This is a genomic window from Halomonas profundus, from assembly GCF_020865425.1.
In the GTDB taxonomy this organism is placed as follows: Bacteria; Pseudomonadota; Gammaproteobacteria; order Pseudomonadales; family Halomonadaceae; genus Vreelandella; species Vreelandella titanicae.
The window spans coordinates 3,803,863-3,829,270 of record NZ_CP086344.1; the positions used below are offsets into that span (position 1 = coordinate 3,803,863).

Genomic DNA, 25,408 nt, shown 5'->3' on the forward strand with positions numbered 1-25,408 from the left:
TATCAGCTACCGCGGTAAGTTGAGTAGCCATAGGGCGAGAGGAGTAGCGGCACATGGTAGTGCTGGCTGGCATCCGCAACGCCAAAGCGCAGTGGGATAACATCTAGAAAGCGCGGTTCGGCAGCTTCAACGCCTTGAGCACGCAGGTAGTCACCGGCATGGAACACCAGTTCGTACTCGCCTGGCGTGAGCGCATCACCTTCTAAAATGGGCGCATCGCAACGCCCGTCACTGTTGGTGATCACGGTACTCAGATGCTGGCGCTCACTGCCGGCAAGGCGAAACACTTCAATGGTAATGCCATGACCGGGCTGACCTTTGGCGGTATCCAGTACGTGGGTGGTTAAACGTCCCATAGCCGCTCCTTGTTGATTATTGATGACGTTGCTTGACCTATTGGTCAAAGAGTACCGTTACTGATATTTATTGTATACAGTAATTCCAACCCTGCACGTTTAGATCCACGTTTGCTTTGAATCACGTATGTTGTAAAAAATTACACCGTTTAGGAGAGTTCCAGTGCCCACACCGCAACCGTTACTGCTTTCACCCGCGCCTAGCAAGTGCAGCCTTGAAATGCTGACTCATCACTATGGGGATGTTTACGAGCACTCCCCCTGGGTGGCTGAAGCTGCCTGGCAGCACGGCCTGACTGAAGCCCATGATACACCCGACGCACTGGCCGAGCTGATGGGGCTTATGTTGCAGCAGGCGAGCAACGAACAGCAAATTAAGGTAATTCAGGCGCACCCTGACCTGGCAGGCAAAGCCGCTATGGCAGGTGAATTAACCCAAGACTCAACCAGCGAACAAGCAGGTGCGGGGCTTGACCAGTGCAGCCCTGAGGAGTTTGCGCGCTTTGAATACCTTAATGCGGCGTACAAGGAGAAGTTTGGCTTTCCGTTTGTGATTGCCGTTAAAGGACTGGATCGACATGCCATATTAGCAGCCTTCGAGGAGCGCCTGAACAACGATGCGGCTACCGAGCGCCAAACGGCGATTGAGCAAATTATTCGCATTGCGCGCTTTCGGTTAAGGGCGCGGGCCAAGCAATAAAACGAAGCGTTGAAGACTATTCGTTGATCGGACTATTGCATTTATTTCTTGTATACACTTTTATTGGTTAATGGATGCAAGAAGAAAACAATGTCACCCACAGCGAATAAAGGCTCTCTATGTCCACACCGCCCGATGCCAAAACGCGGCCTTCGCGTACCATTAATCAAAACCCCGATGCGATGCCGCCGTTATCAAAAGCGATCCCGCTAGGCCTCCAGCACATCATGGCCATGTTCGCTGGCAACGTGACACCGCCGATTATTATTGCTGGTGTGATCGGCGCTACCCCGGCGGAACAGATCTTTTTAATTCAGGTGGCATTGTTTGTTGCGGGGGTATCCACGCTGGTACAAACCATCGGCATCGGCCCGATAGGCGCACGCCTACCGATTGTGCAGGGCACTAGCTTTGGCTTCTTGCCGGTGGCGCTGCCACTGGCGAAAGCGTTTGGCCTGCCCGCCGTTCTGGGCGCTTCCTTTGTAGCAGGGCTGCTGCAAATTGTGCTCGGCGCGTTTTTAAAGAGGATTCGCCACTGGTTCTCTCCTGTAGTCACCGGCATTGTGGTGCTATTGATCGGGATTACATTGATGCCGGTCGGCCTCAATTACGCCGCGGGCGGTGTGGGGGCGGATGACTTTGCATCACCCAGCAACTTGTTGCTGGCGCTCTTTGTACTCAGCGTGACGATTGCCGTTCATCAATATGGGCGGGGCTTTATCAAAGCATCCTCTATTCTATTTGGCTTATTGGCTGGCTACATAGTGGCCATTGCCCTTGGAATAGTTGATTTTACGTCACTGAGTAACGCTGCCTGGTTTGCACTCCCCAAGCCGCTGGAATACGGCATGACGTTTTCGGGCACCGCAATCATTGGCATGACGCTGATAATGTTCGTGGTTGGGTTAGAAACGATTGGCAATATCTCTGCAATTACGACCACAGGGGCTGGCCGCCCGGCGCAGGGTCGCGAGCTTTCCGGCGGCGTGATGGCCGATGGTGTGGCCACTTCATTGGCAGCGGTTTTCAATACTCTACCCAACACCGCTTACGCTCAAAATGTTGGTTTGATTACCCTCACCGGCGTGGTGAGTCGCCATGTGGTTACCATCGGTGGGTTGCTATTAATTGCCATGGGGCTATTTCCCAAGTTGGGAGGGCTGGTGGCCGCCATGCCGCCTGCGGTTCTTGGCGGTGCGGGCGTCGTCATGTTCGGCATGATCGCATCGGCGGGTCTTAAAATTATCAAAGAGTGCGAGCTGGATCAGCGCAACATGCTGATAATTGCCGTCTCGCTAAGCCTGGGTATCGGTCTACCAGCCGTCGAGGCGATTTCAGAAACCATGCCGGGGCAGCTAGGGCTGCTGCTTAAGTCGGGCTTAGTGCCTGCCGCCCTCGCCGCTTTATTACTAGACGCCATTTTACCAGGCAAACCTGACAGGCGTGCCAAACTGGCCAAGGCCGAAGCGGAGTATCAAAACCGTTAATCATGCGCTGATGAGCGGGTGCAAATAAAAACGCCGCACCCTCGGGGCGCGGCGTTTTAAAGCGGTGGTACAGTTAAATTACTGCTTGGCGGTCTCTACCGCTTTCTTAGTGGTCTCTTCTGCCATTTTTTGGCTGTCTTGAGCGAAGCTTTGGCCGATGGAAGTTACTTTTTCCGTGTCGCCCTTCACTCGTTCCATAAATTCGCCAGCCGTTTTTTGCTGGGTTTCCATGGCTTTTTTGAAGCTGTCGGGGTCTTTGACATCAAGCCAAGTGCGCGCTTGCGCAATCGCCATGTCCGAGTAGGCACGGGCTGCATCTAACTGTGCACTCACCAGCTGATCATAGTAATCGAGCGCTGTCAGTGTGTAAGAACGCATCGGTGAAACAAAAACGGACTCAAACTGCTGCGTGGTTTTCTCAGTCGCTTTGTTCATAATAGTACCTCCAAGAGTGAGCTAGCACATAAACACGCCTTGATTAGGCGGTTCTTAGCCAGGCTTTTGCCTCTGCTGTCCTTAAAGCTAGCAGTGCTTTTTGTGCAGCGCAACATGATTTTTCCTCATGCTGCGCCTGCTCACTCACAAATAGTTAGAACGGCTGACAGCAGCCTGCTACTAGCGGTTACCGAACAAGTGCTTACGCGCCTGCTCATCCATTTCCACGCCGGCTTGGGGATTGACGTCTTCGACCAATGCATAAGCTCGACGTACGGCCGGGCGTGCTTTGATCATGTCAAACCAGCGCTCCAAGTCGGGAAACTCGTCCAGGGTTTGACGCTGTTTTTCCCAGGGAACAATCCAGGGATAGATCGCCATGTCAGCAATCGAGTAGTCATCGCCACCGACATAAGTGTGATGCGCCAGGCGTTGGTCTAGCACGCTATAAAGCCGATTGGTTTCGCGCACGTAGCGCTCAATGGCGTAATCGATCTTTTGCGGCGCATAGTGGCAAAAGTGATGGTTTTGGCCTGCCATGGGCCCTAGCCCACCCATTTGCCAGTGCAACCACTGCAATACGATATAGCGCTCGCGGCCTGCAGAGGGTAAGAAGAGGCCACTCTTATCGGCCAGATACTCGAGTATCGCACCCGACTCAAACATCGACAGCGGCTGGCCGCCATCCTGCGGGGAATGATCGACAATGGCAGGAATTCGGTTATTGGGGGCAATAGTGAGAAACTCAGGATCAAACTGCTCGCCGCGGCCAATGTTAATCGGCTTCACTCGGTACGCCAGATTGGCTTCTTCGAGCATAATGGAGATTTTATGGCCGTTAGGTGTTGTCCAATAATACAGGTCAATCATTGCCATCTCCTTGATGAAAACCTTGATTCACTCGCAATGAGCCACCAAGCTTTCAAAATTTATCGGGCGGCACCTTAGCGTACCGCCCTGTTAGCCATATCGCGCCGTTGGCGTTATATATCGCGAACGGTCAGAGCATTACTGGCAGCCCCATTGTGCACGTTGAGCATACGCTTGAACCACTCATCCACCGGGTCGCCAGGCTCTACTACCGCCTGTGTCGATACAACGTGAGCCCACATCATGCTGCCAAACAGCAGGTAATCTGAGCCGCTGGGTGCGTCGCCGTCTAAAAATGCGCTCTCCCGCAGCAGGTCACGTACCGGTGCCAGCGCCTGCCTGAGCTGCTGCTTACCCTGCTCGGGCTGATGGAACTCTTCCAGCGTGCAGCCAAACCGCGCTTCGCGTGTTTCGCGGAAATAGCTACGGTCGTCTGGGTGGACGGCTGCAAATAAATCCATGGCGATAATGCGGAATAGCGCAGGGTTTATGCTGCGCTCAACAAAGTATTTGAACAGTAATACCCGCTGATAGCTGACGCCCTCACCCAACACGGGTGCCTCGGGATACGCCTTATCCAGGTAGCGCATAATCTCGAAACTGTCGGTAACGACCTGATCACCGTCGCACAGCACCGGCACTTTGTCGTAGTCGGCAAACGCCAGCGCTTTCTTATCGAGGAATCTCCACGCTACGAAGGTGAATTCCAGCCCTTTGTGGGCGAGTGCCATACGTACGCGCCAGCAGTAAGGTGAGAAGCGGAGCCGTTCGTCCCGGCCGCACAGATCATAAAGAGTCATTGCCACTGCCATAACCTCCGTGTGGTTGATCATAGTGAGTACACAGCATTTCAGCCAATAACAATGAGCGTAAGCCAGCTACGACGCAACTAGCGAGTTCTGTACTCATCCTTTCGCTGGCAACTGTACTGTCTATTAGTCTAATGACTCAGCGCCTTTAGACTTACCCCCGACCACCAAAAAACCATTTAAAAACATATATATAAGAAAATAAAAGCCGTGCAACACCAGCTATCAAACAAGCACTTAAGTGGTAAGACCAATTTTCCAATGTAGTCATATGATTAGCCTAATCGTATCTTTCACCTACACCCGACTGGCGGTACGACTGCCAGACGGTTATTGCGGAGCATACCAAATCAATAACAAGGGGCAGTTCCTTCCATGAATGAAACGATACTTGCACTTCTGGCCTTCCTGCCGCTGTTGCTGGCCGGTATTTTGCTCATAGGGTTTAAAATACCTGCCAAGATAGCGATGCCGATTGTTTTCCTGACCGCGGCCATCATTGGCTTAACCGCTTGGGATATGTCCTTTAGCCGCGTGGCGGCGTCGACCATTCAAGGCCTGATTCAAACTGCGGGTCTCCTATGGATCATCTTTGGCGCCATACTGCTGCTTAATACGCTTAAGCACTCCGGCGGTATTACGGCTATCCGTAATGGTTTTTCAGGCATTAGCCCTGACCGCCGCGTACAGGCGTTGATTGTTGCCTGGCTGTTCGGCTGCTTTATCGAAGGGGCTTCGGGCTTCGGTACGCCCGCCGCGGTAGCTGCACCGCTAATGGTCGCTCTTGGCTTCCCGGCGCTTGCTGCTGTGGTCGTGGGTATGATGATTCAATCAACGCCGGTCTCGTTTGGCGCGGTGGGCACGCCTATTGTGGTCGGCGTGGGCAGCGGCCTGGATCGTGCAGGTATTAGCGCCGAACTCGACTCGGTAGGCTCCAGCTGGGATGTGTTCTTCCAGCTAGTCACCAGCGAAGTGGCGATTACTCACGGTATCGTGGGCATTTTGATGCCGCTAATTCTCGTCACGGTGATGGTGCGCTTCTTCGGTGCCAACCGCTCCTGGAAAGAGGGGCTATCGATTACTCCTTTCGCCATCTTTACCGGCGTTTGCTTCGTGGTACCTTACATGCTGGTAGGCGTACTACTGGGCCCAGAGTTCCCGTCAATGATCGGCGCCATGGTCGGCTTGGCGATTGTGGTACCTGCCGCCAAACGTGGTTTCCTGTTGCCTAAAGACACCTGGGACTTCCCCGAGTCTTCATCTTGGCCAGACGAGTGGATCGGCAACCTGCAGATCAAGCTTGACGACGTTGTCGGCAGAGCGCCGATGTCCACCTTTAAAGGCTGGGTACCCTATGTGCTGCTCGCACTGTTTTTGGTGGCCTCTCGCATTATTGAGCCCCTCAAAACAGCACTTACCTCTATTAACCTCAGTTGGAACAATATTCTTGGTGAAGCGGGCATCAGCGGTGGGGTTCAGCCGCTCTACTTGCCCGGCGGTATTATAATTGCCGTGGTCATCGTGACCTATTTCCTGCACCGCATGAATCCGCAAAAGATTAGCGCTGCGGTGTCTGAATCTACCAAAACGATTTTTGGGGCGGGTTTCGTTTTGATCTTTACCGTGCCGATGGTGCGCATCTTGATCAACTCCGGCGTTAACGGCGCAGACCTTGTTTCAATGCCGGTAATGATGGCTCAGGCAGTGGCCAGTAGCGTAGGCGGCATTTACCCCTTCTTTGCCCCAGCGGTAGGGGCGCTGGGCGCCTTTATTGCAGGTTCCAACACGGTATCCAATCTAATGCTGGCGGAGTTCCAGTTTAGTGTTGCTGAAACCCTGGGCCTCTCTACGGCCATGATGGTAGCGCTGCAGGCCGTGGGTGCGGCGGCAGGTAATATGATTGCCATCCATAACGTGGTTGCGGCGTCAGCAACGGTCGGGCTGTTAGGCCGTGAAGGCGCCACGCTGCGTAAGACGATTCTGCCCACCATCTACTACCTCATCTTTGCCGGTACCATCGCACTGATTGCGTTCTACGTTATTGGCGTCACGGACCCATTGATGTGATGTAGTGGTCGTATACGCTACGCTAGAAACACAAACCCCCAGGCCTAAACCTGGGGGTTTTGTCGTTTTGGTGAGATCAATCAAGCCAGCTAGCGTCAGTCTATTCGCTTTAGCTCCTGGCTGTGGCGTTTACCGCGCTCGACATAGCCCTGGGCATTCTTTTTCATACCCGCAACGGCCTCATCAGAAAGCTCCCGCACCACCCTGGCAGGCGAGCCAACGATTAACGAGTTAGGGGGAAACACCGCGCCCTCCTTAATAAAGGCACCGGCACCCACCAGGCTATTCTCACCAATCACCGCGCCATTGAGTACTACCGCCTGTATACCGATTAAGCAGCCATCGCCTACGGTGCAGCCATGCAGCATAGCCTGATGCCCGACCGTCACCCCTTTGCCTACTTTAAGCGGAAAGCCTGGGTCAGCATGGAGAACCGCACCATCCTGAATATTACTCTCTTCGCCTATTTCAAGATGATCGCTATCGCCGCGCAACACGGCCTGATACCAGACGCTTGAATGTGCTTTTAAGGTCACTTGGCCGATAACATCCGCCGTTTCCGCGATGTAGACCTCGTCCTGAATATCAGGCCGATACTCACCGTATTGATAAATGGCCACATTGATCTCCTGGGTTGTTGTTGATGTATTAATGATTGAACTACTGCCAATCTTCAAGTCGCATGGAGGAGCGTTCTAGCCGTTCGTGCTCCTCTTCTAAATCACGCAGCAGTTGGCTAATGCTGGAGAGGTGCTCTAGTGCCACCTGTTCTGCCTGCTCCGCCTCGCCGTTGACTACGGCCTCATGCAACTGCGCATGCTGCTGATTGATCATCGTCCTGGGGGCTGGCAAGTGATAAAGGTGCTTGACCGAGGCAAACACCGAGCTGAGCAGTAAATCGGTCAGGCTCTGCAGTGTATGCACCAACACCGGGTTGTGGGACGCCTGGGAGACCGCCAGGTGAAAGGCGTGATCAAGTCGCGCTAGACGCTCGACATCAATGCTTTCTGCACTTTCCGCGTAGTCGGCCATTTCGCGATAGCGTCGAGTGATCAGCACCCGATCGGCGGATGTGCCGCGGCTCGCGGCTAACCGCGCCGACTCCCCTTCCAGCAGGGCGCGCACTTCTAACAGATCAAACAGCGTGCGCGGGTGATCTTTAAACAGATGCATCAATGGGCTTTGGTTACCCACCGGCAACAGCGTCGCGACCGTCGAGCCGTGGCCCTGGCGGGTATCGATAATTCCTTTACTGCGCAGAATTCTCAACCCCTCACGCAGCGAAGCACGTGAGACGCCCAGCCGATCACACAGCCGCCTCTCAGAAGGAAGCAGTTGGCCGGGCCGAAAAACGCCATCAAGAATTAAACGCTCAAGCCGGGTAGCCACCTGATCCGGCATTCGCAGCCCGGGTGACAAGGCTTGATTCTCCTCTGGCATGTTAGCTCTCCTGATGGGCTTTATGTCCAGCTTGCCAGTACTTAACCCAGTACTAAACAAAGAAGACAACACAGTCGACTAATTACTGGTCAGACCAATGCACCACAGCCTAGACAGGCGGGTAAAAAAAGCCCAAATTGAGGCCATGTTATCTACAGACCGTTTTAGCATTTACCTTTAACGATAATAAGCATGGGATGTCTTAATGAATATCCTCTTTGATGAGCGCCTGGACGGTGCACTGGTTCGGCGCGATAAAAGCGAAGTCTTAACCGACCTGCAGCAAGCCGTTCCTGATATGACGCTGCTGCATCGCGAAGAAGACCTGCGCCCCTTTGAGTGCGATGGGCTGGCGGCCTATCGCGTGCTGCCGATGCTGGTGGCGCTGCCTGAAACCTTTGATCAGGTGAAAGAGCTGCTCAAGCGCTGCCATGCGCTTGGCGTGCCTGTGGTCACTCGCGGCGCGGGTACTGGACTTTCCGGCGGTGCACTGCCGCTGGAACAGGGCGTACTTTTAGTAATGTCGCGTTTTAACCAAATTCTCAAAGTCGACCCTGAAGCCCGCTTGGCGCGGGTTCAACCCGGCGTGCGCAATCTGGCGATTTCCGAAGCCGCTGCGCCTTATGGCCTTTACTACGCGCCGGATCCCTCCTCTCAAATTGCCTGCTCTATCGGTGGTAACGTGGCCGAAAACGCTGGCGGCGTACACTGCTTAAAATATGGCCTAACGGTGCATAACGTGATGCGCGTGGATGTGCTCACAATCGAGGGCGAGCACATGACGCTGGGCGCTGAATCTTTTGATGCGCCAGGCTTTGATCTGCTGGCATTGATGAACGGCTCTGAGGGCATGCTCGGCGTGGTCACCGAAATTACCGTCAAGCTACTGCCCAAGCCGGAAACCGCCAAAGTACTGATGGCCAGCTTCGACGATGTCGAGAAAGCCGGTCGCGCCGTCGGCGATATCATTGCCGCAGGCATTATTCCTGGTGGCCTGGAGATGATGGACAAACTCGCCATCAAAGCCGCCGAGGATTTTGTCAAAGCTGGCTACCCCCTCGATGCCGAGGCGATTCTACTCTGCGAACTGGATGGCGTTGAAGCCGACGTGGACGACGACTGCGACACCGTTCGCCGCGTACTGGAAGCCGCCGGGGCCACCAATATCCAACAGGCCCGAGATGAAGCCGAGCGCGCCAAGTTCTGGGCTGGGCGTAAGAATGCCTTCCCTGCAGTGGGCCGTATGTCACCGGATTACTACTGCATGGATGGCACCATCCCCCGCCGAGAGCTCCCCCGCGTGCTGAAAGGCATTGCCGCACTTTCAGAAGAGAGTGGCCTGGCGGTGGCCAACGTGTTCCACGCCGGCGATGGCAATATGCACCCGCTGATCCTGTTTGATGCCAATAAAGAAGGCCAGTTGGCGCTTGCCGAAGAGGTGGGCGGCAAGATTCTTGAGCTATGCGTGGCCGCGGGCGGTTCGATCACCGGCGAACATGGCGTTGGGCGCGAAAAGATCAATCAAATGTGCAGCCAATTCCAGGCGGATGAAACCAGTGTTTTTCATGCCTTGAAGGCTGCCTTTGATCCACAGCGACTGCTTAACCCCGGAAAGAATATTCCGACGCTGGCCCGCTGCGCCGAGTTTGGTGCTATGCATGTGCATAACAACGAACTACCGCATCCGGAGCTACCGCGCTTCTAGCAGCGAGACAAGCCGAAGCTAAGACAATAATTAGCCAAAACGAATAATGGAAAAGACCAATAGTGGGAAAGACCATGACCGAACGAGCGATTGCTGACCGCGATATCGCTGATGCCCTGTGTGAACAGGTACGCAGCGCCTATGACGCACGCACACCGCTTCGCATTGTAGGCGGAGATACCCGCGCCTTTTATGGCCGACCGGTGGAAGGCCAAGCACTGCAGATGACCGAACATAGTGGCATTGTGAGCTATGACCCAGTGGAACTGGTAGTGACCGTGCGCGCTGGCACTCGGCTTAGCGACCTGCAGGAAGTACTGGCAGAGAAACACCAAATGCTGGGCTTTGAGCCGCCCATGTTTGGTGAAGCGTCTACCATTGGTGGTGCCGTGGCCACCGGCCTCTCTGGCCCACGCCGTCCCTGGGCAGGCGCAGCCCGTGACTTTGTGCTGGGCACGCGAATAATCACCCAAGAGGGCAAACTCCTCCGCTTTGGCGGCGAAGTGATGAAAAATGTCGCCGGTTACGACCTGTCGCGCCTGATGGCAGGCGCCCAGGGCACGCTCGGCGTATTGACCGACATCTCCTTTAAAGTGCTGCCTATTCCCACCGCGACTCACAGCCTGCGCTTAACCATTGGGCTGGATGAGGCGCTTAAAAAACTCGCCGAGCTGGGCCGAAAACCGCTACCGATCACCGCCGCTGCTTGGCACCACGGTGAGCTGTTTTTGCGCTTGGAAGGCGGCAAAAGCTCTGTGGCCGCAACCCAGGCAAGTCTAGGTGGCGAGCCACTTGATGCCAGCTTCTGGCAAGAGCTACGCGACCATACTCACGCATTTTTCACCTGTAACGCCGACCAATCGCTGTGGCGGTTGTCACTACCGCCCAACACCCCACCGCTGGCGCTGGATATTCCCGAGGCCGATATTTTTTACGACTGGGCGGGCAGCCAGCGCTGGCTGAAAACCACCCTGGATGCCAGCACCCTGCGCGATGCCTGTCGCGCAGTAGGTGGCCACGCCACTTGCTACACACCTCAGCTCCAGGGCGGCGCCGCAGATCCATTCACACCGCTCAATGCAGTGGTGGAGAAATATCATCGCAATCTAAAGGCGGAGCTGGATGCCCATGGCATTTTTAACCCCGGTCGTCTTTATGCGGCGTTTTAATCAGGAGAGCTGACATGCAGACGCACTTTACCGATGCCGACCTTCAGAAGCCGCATATTCAAGAAGCAGATCGCATACTGCGCACCTGCGTGCACTGCGGTTTTTGTAACGCCACCTGCCCGACGTACCAGTTGTTAGGCGATGAGCGCGATGGCCCTCGTGGGCGTATCTATCTAATGAAAGAGCTGCTGGAGAGCCGCGACGATGACGATCAGGTAACCGATGAGACGCGCCTTCATCTTGATCGCTGCCTTACCTGTCTTAACTGTGAAACCACCTGCCCTTCCGGCGTGGAGTACCACAAGCTGCTCAACATTGGCCGTGCCGAAATTGAGCGGCGCGTTCCTCGCCCGGCAGGTGAGCGGGCCCAGCGCTATGCGCTGCGAAAAATGATGGTCGAGCCCAAACGTTTCCAAGCGCTGCTAAAGCTGGGGCAAACCTTTAAACCACTGGTGCCTAGCAAGCTGCGTAATAAAATGCCCGCAGCGCCGATAGATGCAGGCGCACGCCCGGATGCCAACCGCCATACCCGGCGGGTATTGATACTGGAAGGCTGCGTTCAGCCGGGGCTATCACCCAATACCAATGCTGCCACCACGCGGATTCTTGATCGGCTGGGCATTAGCGTAACGCCGGTGGCTGAAGCGGGCTGCTGTGGCGCCGTTGATTTCCACCTTAATGCCCAGGACGATGGCCGTGCACGCATGCGCGCCAATATTGATGCCTGGTGGCCGTACATTGAGCAAGGCACCGAAGCCATCGTTCAAACCGCCAGTGGCTGCGGCGCCTTTGTCAAAGAGTATGGTTACATGCTCAAGGATGACCCTGACTACGCCGTTAAAGCGCAAAAGGTGAGCACTCTAGCCAAAGATATCGTCGAAATCCTGCGCGATGAGCCGCTGGACGCCTTGAACGTTAACGCGTCACAACGACTGGCGTTCCACTGCCCCTGCACGCTACAGCACGCCCAGAAGCTTAACGGTGCAGTCGAAGGCGTGCTGAGCAAGCTTGGCTTCGCGCTAACCCCGGTGCAGGATGCGCATCTTTGCTGCGGCTCGGCAGGTACTTATTCGATCACTCAACCAGAGCTGGCCACCCAACTGCGCGACAATAAGCTCAATGCGCTGGAGGCCGGAGACCCAGAGATGATCGTGACGGCTAATATCGGTTGCCAAACCCACTTGGCGGGCGCCAATCGTACCCCGGTACGCCACTGGGTTGAGATCGTCGATGCAGCGCTCACTTAACGCTTCACCACTAACGCTTTACCCTTAAAAACCCCATGCCGCGCAGGCCTTTAACAGCGCGGCTATTTCACTCCCCCCCTTAATAAGGATTTAAACATGCAAACAAAAGCCATTCTCGCTCAGAGCGATGTGATCAACGTACTCGACGCTGCTCAGAAAGAGGCTGACAGCAACAGCTGGCCGGTGACCATCGCAGTAACCGACGACGGCGGCCACCTGTTGGCGCTGCGGCGTTTGGATGGCGCTGCCCCTTTCAGCGCCGAAGTCGCTACGCAAAAAGCGCGCAGTGCGGCGCTAGGTCGTAAAGAGACCCAGGTGTTTGAAGAGATGATTAATGGCGGCCGCACTGCGTTTGTCACCGCACCGCTGCAAGGCCTGCTTTCAGGTGGCGTGCCGATTACTGTTGACGGTCATGTGGTAGGTGCCGTGGGCATTTCCGGCGTAAAACCCGACCAGGATGTGCAGGTTGCCAAAGCAGGCGTTGCCGCGATAACGGGCTAACAGCTGCAACTTAAGATGCAGACAATCGAGTAGGAAGGGGAGTCGCCTCCCCTGTCCTCTCACACCACCGGGCATACGGTTCCGTACCACGGCGGTTCATGCAGAACGTTTAAGCCATCTTACCGTATCCAGTACCGAGATCAGTCCCTGGTCATAAAACCATTTCCTCGGCAGGGCCTGATTCATGTGCGAAGCCCCGGCATTCCACCAGGGGCCTCGACCGTTCCCCGCCGATTTCCAGGCGCGGTGCCCGTCTAGGCCTAGCCCTCGCAGCTTCCGACGCCGAGTCGATGGGCGTTTCCATTGTCGCCAGATCAGGCCGCGTAAGCGCCGCCGTATCCATTGATCCAGTGCTTCCAAGGGGCGTTTCACATCAACAAGATTGAAGTAGTTAGCCCATCCTCGTAGGACTGGCCTCAACCCTTCGATTACCCGTTGGATGTTACGCCCCCTGCCACGTTTCAGGATCTCACGGACACGCTGCATCATGCGTGTCAGGCTTGTCTTGGCGAGCGTCAGTTTCGACTGCTTGTGCCGAGTGAGGCTGTAGCCCAGATATCCGCGTAGCCATGGCCGATCCACCGCACTTTTACGGCGATTGACCGTCAGCCGAAGTGAGCTCTCGAGATACTCACTCAAGCTGCCCATGACCCGCTCGCCTGCTCGTCGGCTCCGTACATAGATTTGTACATCGTCGGCGTAGCGGCAGAAGCGGTGGCCTCGGCGTTCCAACGCCTTGTCCATGTCGTCCAGCAGGATGTTCGCCAGTAGCGGGCTGAGGGGCCCGCCTTGGGGTGTCCCCCGCCGCCTCGGCGTGGGCAAGCCATGCTGGAACATACCCGCCTCCAGATAGCGACGGATCAGACGCAGTACACGCTTGTCGTCAACGCGCCGCGCGACCCGTGCCATCAGCAGGTCGTGATTCACTCGGTCGAAGAAGGCTTCCAGGTCAAGATCGACCACCCAGCGGTGACCGGCGGTGACGTGGGCCTTCATGGCCGAGACGGCCTGCTTGGCGCTCCGCTTGGGGCGGTAGCCGTAACTCGACTCGGAGAAGCCCGGGTCGAAGATCGGCATCAGTACCTGGGACAGCGCTTGCTGGATTAGGCGGTCGGTAACCGTGGGAATACCGAGCTGCCGCGTCCCACCCTTGGGCTTAGGGATCGTGGTTGCTCGGATCGGGCTGGGGTGGTACTGATCGGCCAACAGCCGCTCGCGCAGCGTTGGCCAGTACTGCTTCAGGTGGTCAGCCAGTTGATGCACCGTCATGCCATCGACACCCGGTGCGCCTTTGTTGGCCACCACCCGACGGTAAGCTCGCTCCATGTTTTCCGGGTCAACGACCCGTTCCATGAGCGAGGTTGGCTCCGCTTTCGTCCACGATAACGACGCCGGGCTGGTCTCGACGCTCACCGGCTGGGACTCGGGGTACTGCCCCTGCCCCTCTGGGTGAGTGACGGTATTAGCGTCATGGTCTGTCTTCATGATCGATCCTCGAGACGTTATCGCCTACTCGCGGTTCTTCATGTTCGGCCCTTGGTGCCGTGGTGAACCGGCACTTACTATGGCCTCGGCTGACGTCTGGTGATCCCTCCCGTCGCCTCTCGACGACGGTAGCACCGTGGCAGACCACCAGACCTCCCAGGGTAAGACGCGCGACCTTCCCGCTTATGCCTGTCGGATTTACATCATGGCGTTCCGTGCAAGTATCGGGCTTTGGTGAGTGTAGCCACCTTACCCCGCCATGACGCCTCGTATCCGCTTCCTGTTCGTCAGGCCAGCGTTTTGCCTCGGGCTGCCTTCAGATTCCCCCTCGCGAGGGACACCCTTGCCGTCGGCTAGCACTTCCCCTTGCCGGGCGTGCAGGGGACTTTCACCCCCAAGTCATCCTGAAGCACCACCCCCAGGAACAGCGCCGGTCAAGGCGCTGCGCGCCATGCCTGGCGCACTACGAAAAAGCCCGGATCATTGATCCGGGCTTTTTTTGAATTCGTTCGGCCAATGCCGATACATTGCTAACAACTCAAATGCTTAATGGCGGACCGGACGAGACTCGAACTCGCGACCTCCGGCGTGACAGGCCGGCATTCTAACCGACTGAACTACCGGTCCACGTTAAAGCACTTTTAAAACAACCATCGAAGCTAACATTTATAAGCGGTTCAGAGGCGCTTCTAAAGGGTAGGCGATGGTGGGTGGTACTGGGTTCGAACCAGTGACCCCCAGCTTGTAAGGCTGGTGCTCTCCCAACTGAGCTAACCACCCAATCCATTGGTAAGTAATTGCTGTGCTTACCAACTTTTTCTTACCAGCTTAGCTTAGCAGTTATCGTGGCGGACCGGACGAGACTCGAACTCGCGACCTCCGGCGTGACAGGCCGGCATTCTAACCGACTGAACTACCGGTCCGAATTGCGATAACAACTATTAGCAGACGTTGATTTGATGATGGCGGACCGGACGAGACTCGAACTCGCGACCTCCGGCGTGACAGGCCGGCATTCTAACCGACTGAACTACCGGTCCGTTATGCACATCAAATTACAGGTCGTACTAGGTACTACTCTCACACTTCCAGACCATCTTTCAAAAACTTAAGATGGTGGGTGGTACTGGGTTCGAACCAGTGACCCCCAGCTTGTAAGGCTGGTGCTCTCCCAACTGAGCTAACCACCCGCTGGTCACGTGGCGCTGCATTCTACAGAAGGCTTACCGAATGTCAACATGCCGCGTTTAAAAATCGTATTCTAAACCAGCGCGTTACTCTCTTACGTAAGGCCTGTGCCATGAGCGCGGACGAAGGATGCCGCAACTTGGGTAGCCTCGTCAATCAAAACCGTTTGGGTCAGGCCAGAAAATCGCCGCGGCTTAAAGTCATGGTCGCCATCCGTCAGCCAAGCAAGCTGTGCGTTTGGCGGCAGTGTATAGCCGGCTACCTCGTCTCGAGTACCGAAAGGATCACGCTCACCCTGTAAAATCAGCATGGGGCAGGCAATCTTGGGCCAGTGATCCAGACGAAGCTTGTCAGGCGCTTTAGTAGGATGAAATGGGTAACCTGCTACCACTACACCCGGCACAGCGTCCTTGTATGGCTGTTCATTGGCTAGCTGTTCATTGGCTAGCTGTTCACTGGCAAATAGGGTCGCCACACGGCCACCCATCGATTTGCCTCCAATCCATAGCGGTTCGTCAAATAGGTCAGCAAGTAGCGCATACCATTGGGTAAACTGGTCAAGGGTCTGGGCGATAGGCGGCGGCGGTCGACGTTTGCCGGTTTCCTGCATCTGCTGCATATAGGGGAAATCAATACATAAAACCTGAATACCCTGAGCCGCCAGTGAGGTGACAAATTGACGCATGAAGGGAGACAGCTGACCAGCCCCTGCGCCATGGGCAAACAGCAACCGACCTAGCTTGGCGTGACCATGAACAGTTAACGGCCCCATGCCCTGCACCAGAAAGGCGCCATTTGGCTGGCGCTTAAGCGCCTCTTTTAACCCCTTGGGAGGCACCTCGATATACCCAGACAAAACGTAATGTGACACCTATCGCTCCTGATAATTCAGTCTTTAACCAATTGGTGTGTTCAGGTTAAGCCCTGGCTGCGCTAGAATCTTGGTCGGATCTTGACCTGCATCATCAAGCGGGTGGTCGCACCCGTGCAAAATGCCACGGGTTACCCCCTAACCGCGTTCGATGGGAACATGATATGAGCACAGCATTTGAACACCCGACCTACAACTACAAGGTGGTTCGGCAGTTCGCGATTATGACCGTTGTGTGGGGCATCGTAGGAATGACACTAGGCGTCATTCTCGCCTCGCAACTGGTTTGGCCGCAACTGAACCTTGGACTACCTTGGACTAGCTTTGGGCGCTTGCGTCCTCTTCATACCAATGCCGTTATCTTCGCCTTTGGCGGTTCGGCGCTCATTGCAACGTCGTACTACGTTGTTCAGCGCACCTGCCAGACACGGCTTTTCTCTGACAAGTTGGCGGCTTTTACGTTCTGGGGCTGGCAAGCAGTCATTATCTCAGCAGTCGTGACGCTACCTATGGGTCACACCACGACCAAAGAGTACGCTGAGCTGGAGTGGCCGATTAATATTTTGCTCGCGGTCGTATGGATCAGCTATGCCATCGTGTTCCTAATGACGATTAAAAAGCGCACCACGTCGCACATTTATGTGGCGAACTGGTTCTACGCCGCGTTTATTTTGACCATTGCGGTGCTGCACATCGTTAATAACGCGGCGATCCCCGTTACCCCGATGTACTCTATCTCGGTTTACGCCGGAGCAGTGGATGCGATGGTGCAGTGGTGGTACGGCCATAACGCGGTGGGTTTCCTCTTGACCGCTGGCTTCCTGGGCATGATGTACTACTTTGTGCCGAAACAGGCTGAACGCCCGATCTACTCCTACCGTCTCTCCATCGTCCACTTCTGGGCATTGATCATGATCTACATGTGGGTCGGCCCGCACCACCTGCACTACACAGCGCTGCCCGACTGGGTACAGTCGCTGGGTATGATTATGTCTATCATTCTGCTTGCACCTTCCTGGGGCGGTATGATCAACGGCATGATGACCCTGTCTGGCGCTTGGCATAAACTGCGCACCGATCCAACACTTCGCTTCTTGGTGGTGGCGCTGTCGTTCTACGGTATGTCGACGTTTGAAGGGCCAATGATGGCAATTAAGACCGTCAACGCGCTGTCACATTACACCGACTGGACCATTGGTCACGTGCACGCTGGTGCACTTGGCTGGGTAGCGATGATTACCATTGGCTCGTTGTACCATATGATCCCGCGGGTTTTTGGGCGTACCGAGATGTACTCTATCAAACTGATTGCAGTGCACTTCTGGCTCGCGACAATTGGCACCGTGCTGTATATCGCCTCTATGTGGGTTAACGGTATTATGCAAGGCTTGATGTGGCGGGCGATTAACCCTGATGGCACCTTGATGTACACCTTTATTGAAGCCGTTGAAGCTAGCGCACCAGGCTACTTTGTACGCTTGATCGGCGGCCTTTTCTGGGTTACGGGTATGCTAATTATGGCGCTCAACGTTTACTTGACCGTTAAGCGTCGTGAGACCCTTAGCCAGCCAACGCCGCAAGCCGCTTAACACGGGGAAGTTGAGACCAATGAAACACGAGATTATCGAAAAGAACGTTGGCCTACTTGCCATATTGATCCTTGTCGTGATCAGTTTCGCCGGCTTGGCTCAGATCGTTCCACTTTTCTTCCAAAAGAAGATCACCGAGCCGGTTGATGGCTTAGAGCCACTCTCTGCACTGGAGCTGGAAGGTCGCGGTATCTATCGCCGTGAAGGCTGCGTGGGCTGCCACTCCCAGATGGTTCGCCCCTTCAGGGCAGAAACCGAACGCTACGGTCACTATAACGTGGCCGGGGAGCTGGTCTATGAGCACAACTTCCTATGGGGGTCCAAGCGCACTGGGCCGGACCTTGCCCGCGTCGGTGGTCGTTATAGCGACGACTGGCATCGTGCCCACCTCTACAACCCCCGCGATGTAGTGCCCGAGTCGATTATGCCAGCCTACCCCTGGCTATTTGAAAACACCCTCGATGGTGACTCCACGCCTGACAAGATGCGCACGTTGCGTCAATTAGGTGTGCCGTATACCGACGAAGATATCGCCACTGCGACAGAAGACGTTCGCGGCACCCAGGAAATTACCGCACTGGTGGCCTACTTACAGCAGTTAGGCACCGTGCTTGAGGGCACTCGTTAAGCTATGGATATGGGAACATTTAGCGGCCTTATCACGCTGATACTAATTTTCGTTTTTATTGGCATTGGCCTGTGGGCATACTCCAAGCGACGCAAACCAGACTTCGATGAAGCTGCTAACCTGCCTTTCGCCGATGATGATAAGCAACCAACCCGTGACAAGCATGCTTCGTCTGAGCACGAAGTGGATTCCCGCCACGACAGGGGAGATAAAAATACATGAATAATTTATGGGGTGACTCCCTATCCAGCTTCTGGAGCGCCTGGATTATTGTCATCACGCTGGGCACCATCGCGCTAACCGTTTGGATATTATTTGCCAACCGCCGTACCGATAAAACGCCTGACGCGGACGGTAACGTTGAAACCACCGGCCACGCCGCCGATGGCATCGAAGAGTATGACAACCCATTGCCAAAGTGGTGGTTCCAGCTATTCGTCTTGACGGTGGTCTTTGCACTGGGCTATTTGGTACTTTACCCCGGTTTGGGCAACTACGCGGGGATATTGGGCTGGTCGCAGGAGGGCCAGTGGGAAGAGGAAGTGGCTCAAGCCGAAGAGCGCTTCACACCTATTTTTGCCCAGTACCAGGAAGTACCCATTCCTGAGCTTGCCGAAGACCCGGAGGCGATGCAGGTTGCCGAGCGTGTTTACCAGAACAACTGTGCGGTGTGTCACGGCTCCAACGCTCAGGGCGGTTATGGCTTTCCCAACCTGACCGACGACGATTGGCTATACGGCGGTGAGCCAGAAAATATTTTGACCACTCTCAATAATGGCCGTAACGGCCTAATGCCCTCCTGGCAGCAACTGGGGCAGGAGAATATTGAGAACCTGACACAATACGTACTTTCGCTGTCTAGTGAAGAGCATGACGAGGCGCAGGCTGAACAGGGCGAAAGCACCTTTATGGCTGTGTGTGCTGCCTGCCACGGCTCCAGCGGCACGGGTAACACGGCTCTCGGCGCACCCAACCTGACCGATAACACCTGGCTTTATTTGGCACCCGGCCAGGATGTCGGTGACTCTATTCGCCAAACGCTGCGTAACGGCCGTAATGGTCATATGCCTGCACAAGCGGCTTATATTGGTGAAGAGCGTGTTCATCTGGTCGCCGCCTACGTGTATAGCCTGCGCTTAGCGGACTGATTTACTGCAGACAGATAGCCATTACTGTCTGCAACGCTAGCCAAGCAAGGGTGCGGCCCCAAACCGCACCCTTGCTTTATACCTAACCCGATACAATATTAGCGAAACGCCTAGACCGCGACTAAGCATCACATTTAAAAAAGCACTTCGTTTAATTGAGCATTTCGTTTAGTTGAAGAAAGGTGCCACCTCTCCTGCCTTCTGAGCCGGGAATATCGCCATGGAAAAGATACCAAGCCAAGACGTCACGCCGAATCCGGTGGGGCGTCACGCCACCTCTGAAACGATTACCCAGGAAATATACGCCAAGCGGCGACACATTTACGTGCGCGAAATAAAAGGTGTTTTTCAAAAGTTACGGCGCAGCGCCAACTGGGCATTAATGCTGGCATTTTTTCTCTTACCCTGGATTAACATCGGAGGTCGGCCGTTAATCCTATTCGACCTGCCTAACCGTGAGTTCCATATTTTTAGTGCCACGTTTTATCCGCAAGAGTTTATCCTGCTGTCATGGCTGCTGATTATCTGCGCCTTTGGACTTTTTTTTATTACCGTTTTTGCGGGCCGGGTCTGGTGTGGTTACACCTGTCCGCAAAGCGTTTGGACGTTTCTATTTATTTGGCTTGAACACCGTATCGAGGGCTCGCGCAATCGGCGCATCAAACTCGATACCCAACCGATGACCGGCGAAAAAGCTTGGCGCAAGGGGGCTAAACACACAGCCTGGCTGCTCATAGCCCTCGCCACCGGCATTACCTTTGTGGGTTACTTCACGCCGATTCGTGATTTAGTGACAGAGCTCCCCACCCTTGAAGCTCACGGCTGGTCCTACTTCTGGGTTGGTTTTTTTCTGGTATTTACTTACCTCAACGCTGGTTGGCTGCGCGAACAGGTGTGCATCTACATGTGCCCCTATGCGCGTTTCCAATCAGTCATGTTTGACCGCGACACATTGATCGTCTCTTACGATGAATCACGTGGCGAACCCCGTGGCCATCGCAAAAAAAACCTAAGCCATTTAGAAGCCCGCGAGGCAGGCTATGGCGACTGTATCGATTGCGAACTGTGCGTACAGGTCTGCCCTACCGGCATTGATATCCGCGATGGCCTGCAGGTTGAGTGTATTACCTGCGCCGCCTGTATTGATGCCTGCGACAGTGTGATGGATAAAATGGGTTATCCACGAGGGTTGGTGCGCTACACCACCGAAAATGCCCTTGAGGGCAGAAAGAGCCATATCATGCGCCCGCGCCTGCTCGGCTACTTCGCCGCGCTGGTACTGATGATGGGCACCTTTGCCTGGGCCATTAACGACCGCATGCCGCTCAATTTTGACGCTGAACGCGAGCGTACCCAGCTTTACCAAGTGACCCGCGACGGGCAAATTAGCAATGTGTTTAGCTTGACTATCCGCAATCTGGATGATCAAGACCACACCTACCAGTTAAGCATTGCTGGATTGCCCAGCCTCACTTTAGACAGCAGTACGATAAGTGTACCCGCAGGGGAGTCGCGCTTCGAAGCCGTCACTGTGACCGCCGATCCCGACGATTTACAGCAACCCAGCCATCCCATTGCATTTACGCTGCAGGCTCAACAGGATGCGGATATTCGCCTTGAGCGCGAAACCAGTTTCCTGGGCAACATTAGGAGATAAGCAACTATGTCATCCCTACCCTCTGGCGATAAGGTGACGCCTTGGTATAAGCAGTTTTGGCCGTGGTTTTTGCTCGGCTTACTGTTTTCATCGATTATCGTCAGCACTGGCTTTGCCGTTATGTCGATCAAAAGCTTCGACGGCATGGTTGTCCAGGAAGATTATTATGAGCATGGCAAAGCCATTAACATGGTATTGGCCAAGCAGGAGCAGGCACGGGAACTGAACCTAAGCGCAAAGCTACGCCTCGATCCACTCACCAGCGACATTGTGGTTGATTTAAGTGGCGATGCGCACCCCGACACGCTCTATCTTGACCTTATTTTCCCCACTGAGAATGACCGCGACCAGTCATTTGTGCTTGAGCATGTCCGCGATGGACGCTATATCACCCAAGGCCCTGACAACCTGCGTTACCGCTGGTATCTGCAGATTCAGCCCGCGCTGGAAAATGCCGATTGGCGCCTTACCGGTGAGGCTACGTTCCCCGATGAAAACGGCGTCACACTACTGCCGGGAGGACGCAAAGCAAGCGAATGAGCGATGTAACGGATGTAACGACTGCCGCGCCCTGCTATCACTGTGGTAACCCGGTGCCCCCTGGGGCTCCCTGGTCGATTACCCTTGATGATCATGCCCATCCGCTCTGCTGCCCTGGCTGCGAGGCAGTGGCTCATGCCATCGTGGATGGGGGCCTTGAAAGCTACTACCGCTACCGCACCGAACTGCCCGAACGTCCGGATGAGCGCCAGGCGGCCAAGGTCGATACCTGGTCGGTGTTTGACGATCCCGGCCTGCAGGCGCAGTTTGTTCACCCCGACGGCGATGAAGGCAATGTCAAAGCAACCCTCACCATCGAAGGCATTACCTGTGCCGCCTGTGCCTGGCTGATCGAACACCGCCTGAATGCCTTAACGGGAATTGCCACCAGCGCAGTGAACTTAACTCACCACCGCCTGCGGGTGAGCTGGGATCCTCAGCAGCTGAAGCTTTCGCAACTGCTGGCCGAACTGGCCGCCATTGGCTACGAGGCCCAGCCCTACGAGCCCGATCAAGCCCAGGTGCGCCTGCAGCAGGAAGAGCGCATGAACGTGCGTCGGCTGATTATTGCGGCCGTCGGCATGATGCAGGTGATGATGTTCTCTATCCCGATCTATGTCTCCGGCCCCGGTGAAATCAGCGACGACTTCTATGCGCTGTTTCACTGGCTCTCCTTTGCCCTGGCCACGCCGGTGGTATTTTTCTCCGCGCAGCCGTTTTTCCGTAACGCCCTGCGCGACCTGCGCACCGGCGTACTGGGCATGGACGTACCGGTCTCGTTAGCCATTGGTGGCGCTTATCTTGCCAGCAGCTATGCCGTGCTGTTTAACGTGGGTGAGGTCTATTTTGACTCGGTGGCCATGTTCACCTTCTTTTTGCTGTTTGGCCGCTACGTGGAAGGCCGTGCCAGACGTCGCAGCGGCCATAGCGGCAATGCGCTGAGCGGCGTACTGCCGATTTCGGCCACACGGCTGGAAAGTGACGGCAGCGAGCGTATTCTGCCCGCCAGCGAACTCACTCCCGGCGATCGCGTATTGATCAAGCCCGGCCATGGCGTGCCTGCCGATGGCATCATCGAGGAGGGTGAATCGAGCCTGGACGAATCAATGCTGACCGGCGAATACCTACCAGTAACCCGCCGAGTGGGCGACCGCATTACCGGCGGTAGCCAAAACATGGAAAACCCGCTGGTGATAAGGGTTACCCACGCAGGGCGCGATGCCCGTGTAGCGGGTATCGTCGATCTGACCGACCGTGCCTTTGCCAGCCGCCCGCGGCTAGCCCAGATGGCTGCGCGTATGGCGCACCTATTCGTGCTGCGCCTGCTAGTAGTCACAGCCTGCGTGACTATCGCCTGGTGGTTTATCGACCCCTCGAGGATGCTCTGGGTGCTACTTTCGGTGCTGGTGGTGACCTGCCCCTGCGCGCTGGCGCTGGCCACTCCCGCGGCACTGGCAGCTGGTCATGGCCAACTGCGAAAGCGCGGCGTCTTGATCACCCGCGCCGATGCCATGGAGACGCTCTCTAACGTTACCCGGGTGATTTTTGATAAAACCGGCACCCTGACCCGTGGCGAAATGCACCTTACCCAAACCCAGCCCTTTGGTGAATTAACCGCCGAGCGTGCACGGGCCATTGCCGCCGCCCTTGAAGCCCACTCGGAACACCCTATCGCCCGCGCCTTTAGACCATTCCGCGATGCGACGCTGCAAGCCAAAGATATTCACAGCCACACCGGGCAAGGGCTCGAAGGGAGCCTAAACGGCGCTCGTTGGCGGTTGGGCAAGCCCGAATTTGCAATGGATAGCGCAATAAATGGCGCAATGGCTAGCTCAATAGATAGCGCCGTGGATAACGTCATGGCGGCGCCTGCCAAAGGCCAATGGCTGCTGCTTAGTGAAAACGGTGCACCCCGCGCCTGGTTTGGCCTGCACGATGGCGTTCGCGACGACGCTGCCGCCACGATCAAAGCCCTCCAGGCTCTGGGCTTAAGCGTGGAGCTGCTATCTGGTGACACCGAGGATGCAGTGGAAAGCCTGGCCGATCAGCTCAATATTGCCATCTGGCATGCGGGCACCAGCCCAGAAGGCAAGCTGGCCCGGATGAAAGAGCTTCAAGCCGCAGGCGAAACCGTGGCGATGATTGGTGACGGCATTAACGACGTGCCGGTGTTAGCCGGTGCCGATGTGGCGATTGCCATGAATGGCGCAACGGATCTAGCCCGCACCCGCGCCGACGCAGTGCTACTCAGCCCACGTCTGATGCGGATTTTTGAGGCCATCGAGATTTCCCGCGCCACCCGGCGTATCATGCGCCAGAACATGATTTGGTCAGTGTGCTACAACTTTTCGGCGCTGCCGCTGGCGGCAATGGGTCTGGTGCCGCCCTGGCTAGCCGCAATTGGAATGTCGCTTAGCTCGCTAGTAGTGGTGGGTAATGCCCTGCGACTGTCGCGCTGGCGACCTCAGCCCGCGCCAACGCTAGACACTTCAACACCGGTGGCCGCATGACGATTCTTTATCTGCTGATCCCGCTTTCCCTGATTTTGCTGGGCCTCGCCGTCTGGGCGTTTTTCTGGGCGGTGAAAAATGATCAGTTCGATGACCTAGAAGGCCCAGCGCACCGCATTCTATTTGATGAGGATGAAAACGATCTTAGCCCTGAGCAGCGCCGCCAGCATCAGCAGGCAAAGCAAAAATCTTCCGAACCATCAGCGGCAGACACACCCGACGACCAAGAGCCTCGGCCATGAATCCAACGGGGCTTGATCTGCCGCCGCTAATGGCGGCGTTTGTGTTTGGCTTGATGGGCGGCGCCCACTGCATTGGTATGTGTGGCGGCATTATGAGCGCGCTCACCTTTGCAGTTCCCCCCAGCATGCGTAATCCGGCGCGCATGGGAGGCCTGCTGCTCAGCTACAACACAGGCCGCATTGTTAGCTATATGAGCGCAGGCACGCTGGTGGCACTGCTAGGCACGCTGTTTTCCCTTTCTGCTACGGCACGCCTGCTGCTGCAGATATTTGCCGCGCTGATGCTGATCTTAATGGCACTGTATATCGCCAACTGGTGGAAAGGGCTGCTCAAAGTGGAGGCCGTTGGCCGGCGACTATGGCGCTTTATCGAACCCGTGGGGCGTCGCTTGATGCCCGTAGTGCATATTCCCCAAGCCTTCGCCCTGGGAGCGCTCTGGGGCTGGCTCCCCTGCGGGTTGGTCTACTCCATGTTGGCCTGGAGCTTAGCGATTGCCGACCCGCTTCAGGGCGCTCTACTCATGGGCGCCTTTGGGCTTGGCACCCTACCTGCGCTGCTTGCCACTGGCCTGGCTGCCCGCCAGCTCAGCCATTTGATACGTCACCCCGCGACCCGCAGCGTGGCAGCGCTGACAATTATCGCTTTTGCGCTGTGGCAACTGTGGACACTTTCGGTACACAACCTCTAATAGCATGACGTGGCTCAACATTTACCTCCTCACCACGGGTTAGGCTAGCGGCATATCCTAACGTCGGAGCGCCCC

At 55.8% G+C, this 25,408-nt stretch carries 24 protein-coding genes and 5 tRNA genes; 16 read left to right on the forward strand and 13 right to left on the reverse strand.

Features of this window, described 5'->3' with window-relative positions; all coding sequences use genetic code 11:
• Nucleotides 1-2: 2 nt before the first annotated feature.
• Nucleotides 3-356, reverse strand: a complete 354-nt coding sequence (gene uraH / locus LMS44_RS17410) for a hydroxyisourate hydrolase (RefSeq protein WP_161463185.1) — start codon at nucleotides 354-356, stop codon at nucleotides 3-5.
• Nucleotides 357-519: 163 nt separating this feature from the next.
• Between uraH and uraD the strand changes: the two genes are divergently transcribed.
• Both uraD and LMS44_RS17420 read left to right on the forward strand, forming a co-directional pair.
• Nucleotides 520-1,056, forward strand: a complete 537-nt coding sequence (gene uraD / locus LMS44_RS17415; RefSeq protein WP_498945847.1) for a 2-oxo-4-hydroxy-4-carboxy-5-ureidoimidazoline decarboxylase — start codon at nucleotides 520-522, stop codon at nucleotides 1,054-1,056.
• 119 nt (nucleotides 1,057-1,175) lie between these two features.
• The gene (locus LMS44_RS17420) at nucleotides 1,176-2,543 is read left to right on the forward strand and encodes a uracil-xanthine permease family protein (protein WP_498945848.1); all 1,368 of its coding nucleotides are present in this window, start codon (nucleotides 1,176-1,178) and stop codon (nucleotides 2,541-2,543) included.
• A gap of 78 nt (nucleotides 2,544-2,621) precedes the next feature.
• On the opposite strand, the gene LMS44_RS17425 is transcribed toward LMS44_RS17420, so the two are convergent.
• The 3 genes from LMS44_RS17425 to LMS44_RS17435 form a co-directional block, all read right to left on the reverse strand.
• On the reverse strand, nucleotides 2,622-2,978 hold the full coding sequence (locus LMS44_RS17425) for a phasin family protein (protein WP_027958119.1): 357 nt from the start codon (nucleotides 2,976-2,978) through the stop codon (nucleotides 2,622-2,624).
• Nucleotides 2,979-3,158: 180 nt separating this feature from the next.
• Nucleotides 3,159-3,848 carry a glutathione binding-like protein gene (locus LMS44_RS17430; RefSeq protein WP_027958120.1) on the reverse strand — a complete coding sequence of 230 codons (690 nt, stop codon included), beginning with the start codon at nucleotides 3,846-3,848 and terminating at the stop codon, nucleotides 3,159-3,161.
• Nucleotides 3,849-3,961: 113 nt separating this feature from the next.
• The gene (locus LMS44_RS17435) at nucleotides 3,962-4,654 is read right to left on the reverse strand and encodes a glutathione S-transferase family protein (protein ID WP_498945850.1); all 693 of its coding nucleotides are present in this window, start codon (nucleotides 4,652-4,654) and stop codon (nucleotides 3,962-3,964) included.
• Nucleotides 4,655-5,032: 378 nt separating this feature from the next.
• On the opposite strand from LMS44_RS17435, the gene LMS44_RS17440 reads away from it, so the two are divergent.
• The gene (locus LMS44_RS17440) at nucleotides 5,033-6,724 is read left to right on the forward strand and encodes an L-lactate permease (RefSeq protein WP_190374702.1); all 1,692 of its coding nucleotides are present in this window, start codon (nucleotides 5,033-5,035) and stop codon (nucleotides 6,722-6,724) included.
• Between the two features lie 95 nt (nucleotides 6,725-6,819).
• On the opposite strand, the gene LMS44_RS17445 is transcribed toward LMS44_RS17440, so the two are convergent.
• Together LMS44_RS17445 and glcC are read right to left on the reverse strand one after the other, a co-directional pair.
• Nucleotides 6,820-7,344, reverse strand: a complete 525-nt coding sequence (locus LMS44_RS17445; RefSeq protein WP_022522236.1) for a gamma carbonic anhydrase family protein — start codon at nucleotides 7,342-7,344, stop codon at nucleotides 6,820-6,822.
• A gap of 40 nt (nucleotides 7,345-7,384) precedes the next feature.
• Nucleotides 7,385-8,164: a transcriptional regulator GlcC gene (gene glcC / locus LMS44_RS17450; protein ID WP_159177278.1), complete on the reverse strand. Its 780-nt coding sequence runs from the start codon at nucleotides 8,162-8,164 to the stop codon at nucleotides 7,385-7,387.
• A 205-nt stretch (nucleotides 8,165-8,369) separates the two neighbouring features.
• Here glcC and glcD point away from each other — a divergent pair, with 205 nt between their 5' ends.
• From glcD to LMS44_RS17470, 4 genes are all read left to right on the forward strand, one after another.
• Complete coding sequence (glcD, locus tag LMS44_RS17455) at nucleotides 8,370-9,869, forward strand: FAD-binding oxidoreductase (RefSeq protein WP_498945853.1); 1,500 nt, start codon at nucleotides 8,370-8,372, stop codon at nucleotides 9,867-9,869.
• Between the two features lie 74 nt (nucleotides 9,870-9,943).
• On the forward strand, nucleotides 9,944-11,038 hold the full coding sequence (glcE, locus tag LMS44_RS17460) for a glycolate oxidase subunit GlcE (protein WP_498945855.1): 1,095 nt from the start codon (nucleotides 9,944-9,946) through the stop codon (nucleotides 11,036-11,038).
• Between the two features lie 14 nt (nucleotides 11,039-11,052).
• Nucleotides 11,053-12,285 (forward strand): glycolate oxidase iron-sulfur subunit, encoded by a 1,233-nt coding sequence (gene glcF, locus LMS44_RS17465; protein ID WP_498945857.1) that lies wholly within the window; start codon nucleotides 11,053-11,055, stop codon nucleotides 12,283-12,285.
• 96 nt (nucleotides 12,286-12,381) lie between these two features.
• Nucleotides 12,382-12,786 (forward strand): heme-binding protein, encoded by a 405-nt coding sequence (locus LMS44_RS17470; RefSeq protein ID WP_022522231.1) that lies wholly within the window; start codon nucleotides 12,382-12,384, stop codon nucleotides 12,784-12,786.
• Between the two features lie 96 nt (nucleotides 12,787-12,882).
• Here the strand turns inward: LMS44_RS17470 and ltrA are convergent, their stop codons facing one another.
• The 7 genes from ltrA to LMS44_RS17505 all read right to left on the reverse strand — a co-directional run bounded on the left by ltrA (nucleotide 12,883) and on the right by LMS44_RS17505 (nucleotide 16,330).
• Nucleotides 12,883-14,271 carry a group II intron reverse transcriptase/maturase gene (gene ltrA / locus LMS44_RS17475; protein ID WP_022521957.1) on the reverse strand — a complete coding sequence of 463 codons (1,389 nt, stop codon included), beginning with the start codon at nucleotides 14,269-14,271 and terminating at the stop codon, nucleotides 12,883-12,885.
• Nucleotides 14,272-14,821: 550 nt separating this feature from the next.
• Nucleotides 14,822-14,898, reverse strand: a tRNA-Asp gene (locus LMS44_RS17480).
• 77 nt (nucleotides 14,899-14,975) lie between these two features.
• Nucleotides 14,976-15,051, reverse strand: a tRNA-Val gene (locus tag LMS44_RS17485).
• Between the two features lie 66 nt (nucleotides 15,052-15,117).
• A tRNA-Asp gene (locus LMS44_RS17490) sits at nucleotides 15,118-15,194 on the reverse strand.
• A 40-nt stretch (nucleotides 15,195-15,234) separates the two neighbouring features.
• Nucleotides 15,235-15,311 (reverse strand) — tRNA-Asp (locus tag LMS44_RS17495).
• 74 nt (nucleotides 15,312-15,385) lie between these two features.
• A tRNA-Val gene (locus tag LMS44_RS17500) sits at nucleotides 15,386-15,461 on the reverse strand.
• A 92-nt stretch (nucleotides 15,462-15,553) separates the two neighbouring features.
• A complete protein-coding gene (locus tag LMS44_RS17505) occupies nucleotides 15,554-16,330 on the reverse strand; it encodes an alpha/beta fold hydrolase (RefSeq protein WP_498945859.1) in 777 nt (258 codons plus the stop codon).
• 164 nt (nucleotides 16,331-16,494) lie between these two features.
• Here LMS44_RS17505 and ccoN point away from each other — a divergent pair, with 164 nt between their 5' ends.
• The 9 genes from ccoN to LMS44_RS17550 all read left to right on the forward strand — a co-directional run bounded on the left by ccoN (nucleotide 16,495) and on the right by LMS44_RS17550 (nucleotide 25,333).
• Complete coding sequence (gene ccoN, locus LMS44_RS17510) at nucleotides 16,495-17,919, forward strand: cbb3-type cytochrome c oxidase subunit I (protein ID WP_498945861.1); 1,425 nt, start codon at nucleotides 16,495-16,497, stop codon at nucleotides 17,917-17,919.
• A 19-nt stretch (nucleotides 17,920-17,938) separates the two neighbouring features.
• Nucleotides 17,939-18,547, forward strand: coding sequence for a cbb3-type cytochrome c oxidase subunit II (gene ccoO, locus LMS44_RS17515; protein ID WP_498945863.1), 609 nt, complete (start codon nucleotides 17,939-17,941; stop codon nucleotides 18,545-18,547).
• 3 nt (nucleotides 18,548-18,550) lie between these two features.
• A complete protein-coding gene (locus tag LMS44_RS17520; protein WP_498945865.1) occupies nucleotides 18,551-18,769 on the forward strand; it encodes a cbb3-type cytochrome oxidase subunit 3 in 219 nt (72 codons plus the stop codon).
• A complete protein-coding gene (gene ccoP, locus LMS44_RS17525; protein WP_498945867.1) occupies nucleotides 18,766-19,695 on the forward strand; it encodes a cytochrome c family protein in 930 nt (309 codons plus the stop codon). Before LMS44_RS17520 ends, ccoP begins: the two co-directional genes overlap by 4 nt.
• A 220-nt stretch (nucleotides 19,696-19,915) precedes the next feature.
• Nucleotides 19,916-21,352, forward strand: coding sequence for an RdxA/RdxB/FixG family protein (gene ccoG, locus LMS44_RS17530; protein WP_498945869.1), 1,437 nt, complete (start codon nucleotides 19,916-19,918; stop codon nucleotides 21,350-21,352).
• 6 nt (nucleotides 21,353-21,358) lie between these two features.
• On the forward strand, nucleotides 21,359-21,892 hold the full coding sequence (locus LMS44_RS17535) for a FixH family protein (RefSeq protein ID WP_498945871.1): 534 nt from the start codon (nucleotides 21,359-21,361) through the stop codon (nucleotides 21,890-21,892).
• Nucleotides 21,889-24,402, forward strand: coding sequence for a heavy metal translocating P-type ATPase (locus LMS44_RS17540; protein WP_498945873.1), 2,514 nt, complete (start codon nucleotides 21,889-21,891; stop codon nucleotides 24,400-24,402). The genes LMS44_RS17535 and LMS44_RS17540 overlap by 4 nt, the downstream gene beginning before the upstream one ends.
• Nucleotides 24,399-24,644, forward strand: coding sequence for a cbb3-type cytochrome oxidase assembly protein CcoS (gene ccoS, locus LMS44_RS17545; RefSeq protein ID WP_022522224.1), 246 nt, complete (start codon nucleotides 24,399-24,401; stop codon nucleotides 24,642-24,644). The genes LMS44_RS17540 and ccoS overlap by 4 nt, the downstream gene beginning before the upstream one ends.
• Nucleotides 24,641-25,333 (forward strand): sulfite exporter TauE/SafE family protein, encoded by a 693-nt coding sequence (locus LMS44_RS17550; protein ID WP_476488459.1) that lies wholly within the window; start codon nucleotides 24,641-24,643, stop codon nucleotides 25,331-25,333. The genes ccoS and LMS44_RS17550 overlap by 4 nt, the downstream gene beginning before the upstream one ends.
• The last annotated feature ends 75 nt before the right edge of the window (nucleotides 25,334-25,408 follow it).

Coding starts and splice junctions, on each gene's coding strand:
- LMS44_RS17440 (WP_190374702.1), top strand. CDS start 5,033: ATGAATGAAACGATACTTGCACTTCTGGCCTTCCTGCCGCTGTTGCTG.
- LMS44_RS17550 (WP_476488459.1), top strand. CDS start 24,641: ATGAATCCAACGGGGCTTGATCTGCCGCCGCTAATGGCGGCGTTTGTG.
- LMS44_RS17470 (WP_022522231.1), top strand. CDS start 12,382: ATGCAAACAAAAGCCATTCTCGCTCAGAGCGATGTGATCAACGTACTC.
- ccoG (WP_498945869.1), top strand. CDS start 19,916: ATGGAAAAGATACCAAGCCAAGACGTCACGCCGAATCCGGTGGGGCGT.
- glcE (WP_498945855.1), top strand. CDS start 9,944: ATGACCGAACGAGCGATTGCTGACCGCGATATCGCTGATGCCCTGTGT.
- glcD (WP_498945853.1), top strand. CDS start 8,370: ATGAATATCCTCTTTGATGAGCGCCTGGACGGTGCACTGGTTCGGCGC.
- LMS44_RS17520 (WP_498945865.1), top strand. CDS start 18,551: ATGGATATGGGAACATTTAGCGGCCTTATCACGCTGATACTAATTTTC.
- glcC (WP_159177278.1), bottom strand. CDS start 8,164: ATGCCAGAGGAGAATCAAGCCTTGTCACCCGGGCTGCGAATGCCGGAT.
- ccoS (WP_022522224.1), top strand. CDS start 24,399: ATGACGATTCTTTATCTGCTGATCCCGCTTTCCCTGATTTTGCTGGGC.
- LMS44_RS17420 (WP_498945848.1), top strand. CDS start 1,176: ATGTCCACACCGCCCGATGCCAAAACGCGGCCTTCGCGTACCATTAAT.
- LMS44_RS17540 (WP_498945873.1), top strand. CDS start 21,889: ATGAGCGATGTAACGGATGTAACGACTGCCGCGCCCTGCTATCACTGT.
- glcF (WP_498945857.1), top strand. CDS start 11,053: ATGCAGACGCACTTTACCGATGCCGACCTTCAGAAGCCGCATATTCAA.
- LMS44_RS17430 (WP_027958120.1), bottom strand. CDS start 3,848: ATGATTGACCTGTATTATTGGACAACACCTAACGGCCATAAAATCTCC.
- LMS44_RS17535 (WP_498945871.1), top strand. CDS start 21,359: ATGTCATCCCTACCCTCTGGCGATAAGGTGACGCCTTGGTATAAGCAG.
- LMS44_RS17425 (WP_027958119.1), bottom strand. CDS start 2,978: ATGAACAAAGCGACTGAGAAAACCACGCAGCAGTTTGAGTCCGTTTTT.
- ccoN (WP_498945861.1), top strand. CDS start 16,495: ATGAGCACAGCATTTGAACACCCGACCTACAACTACAAGGTGGTTCGG.
- uraH (WP_161463185.1), bottom strand. CDS start 356: ATGGGACGTTTAACCACCCACGTACTGGATACCGCCAAAGGTCAGCCC.
- ccoO (WP_498945863.1), top strand. CDS start 17,939: ATGAAACACGAGATTATCGAAAAGAACGTTGGCCTACTTGCCATATTG.
- ccoP (WP_498945867.1), top strand. CDS start 18,766: ATGAATAATTTATGGGGTGACTCCCTATCCAGCTTCTGGAGCGCCTGG.
- ltrA (WP_022521957.1), bottom strand. CDS start 14,271: ATGAAGACAGACCATGACGCTAATACCGTCACTCACCCAGAGGGGCAG.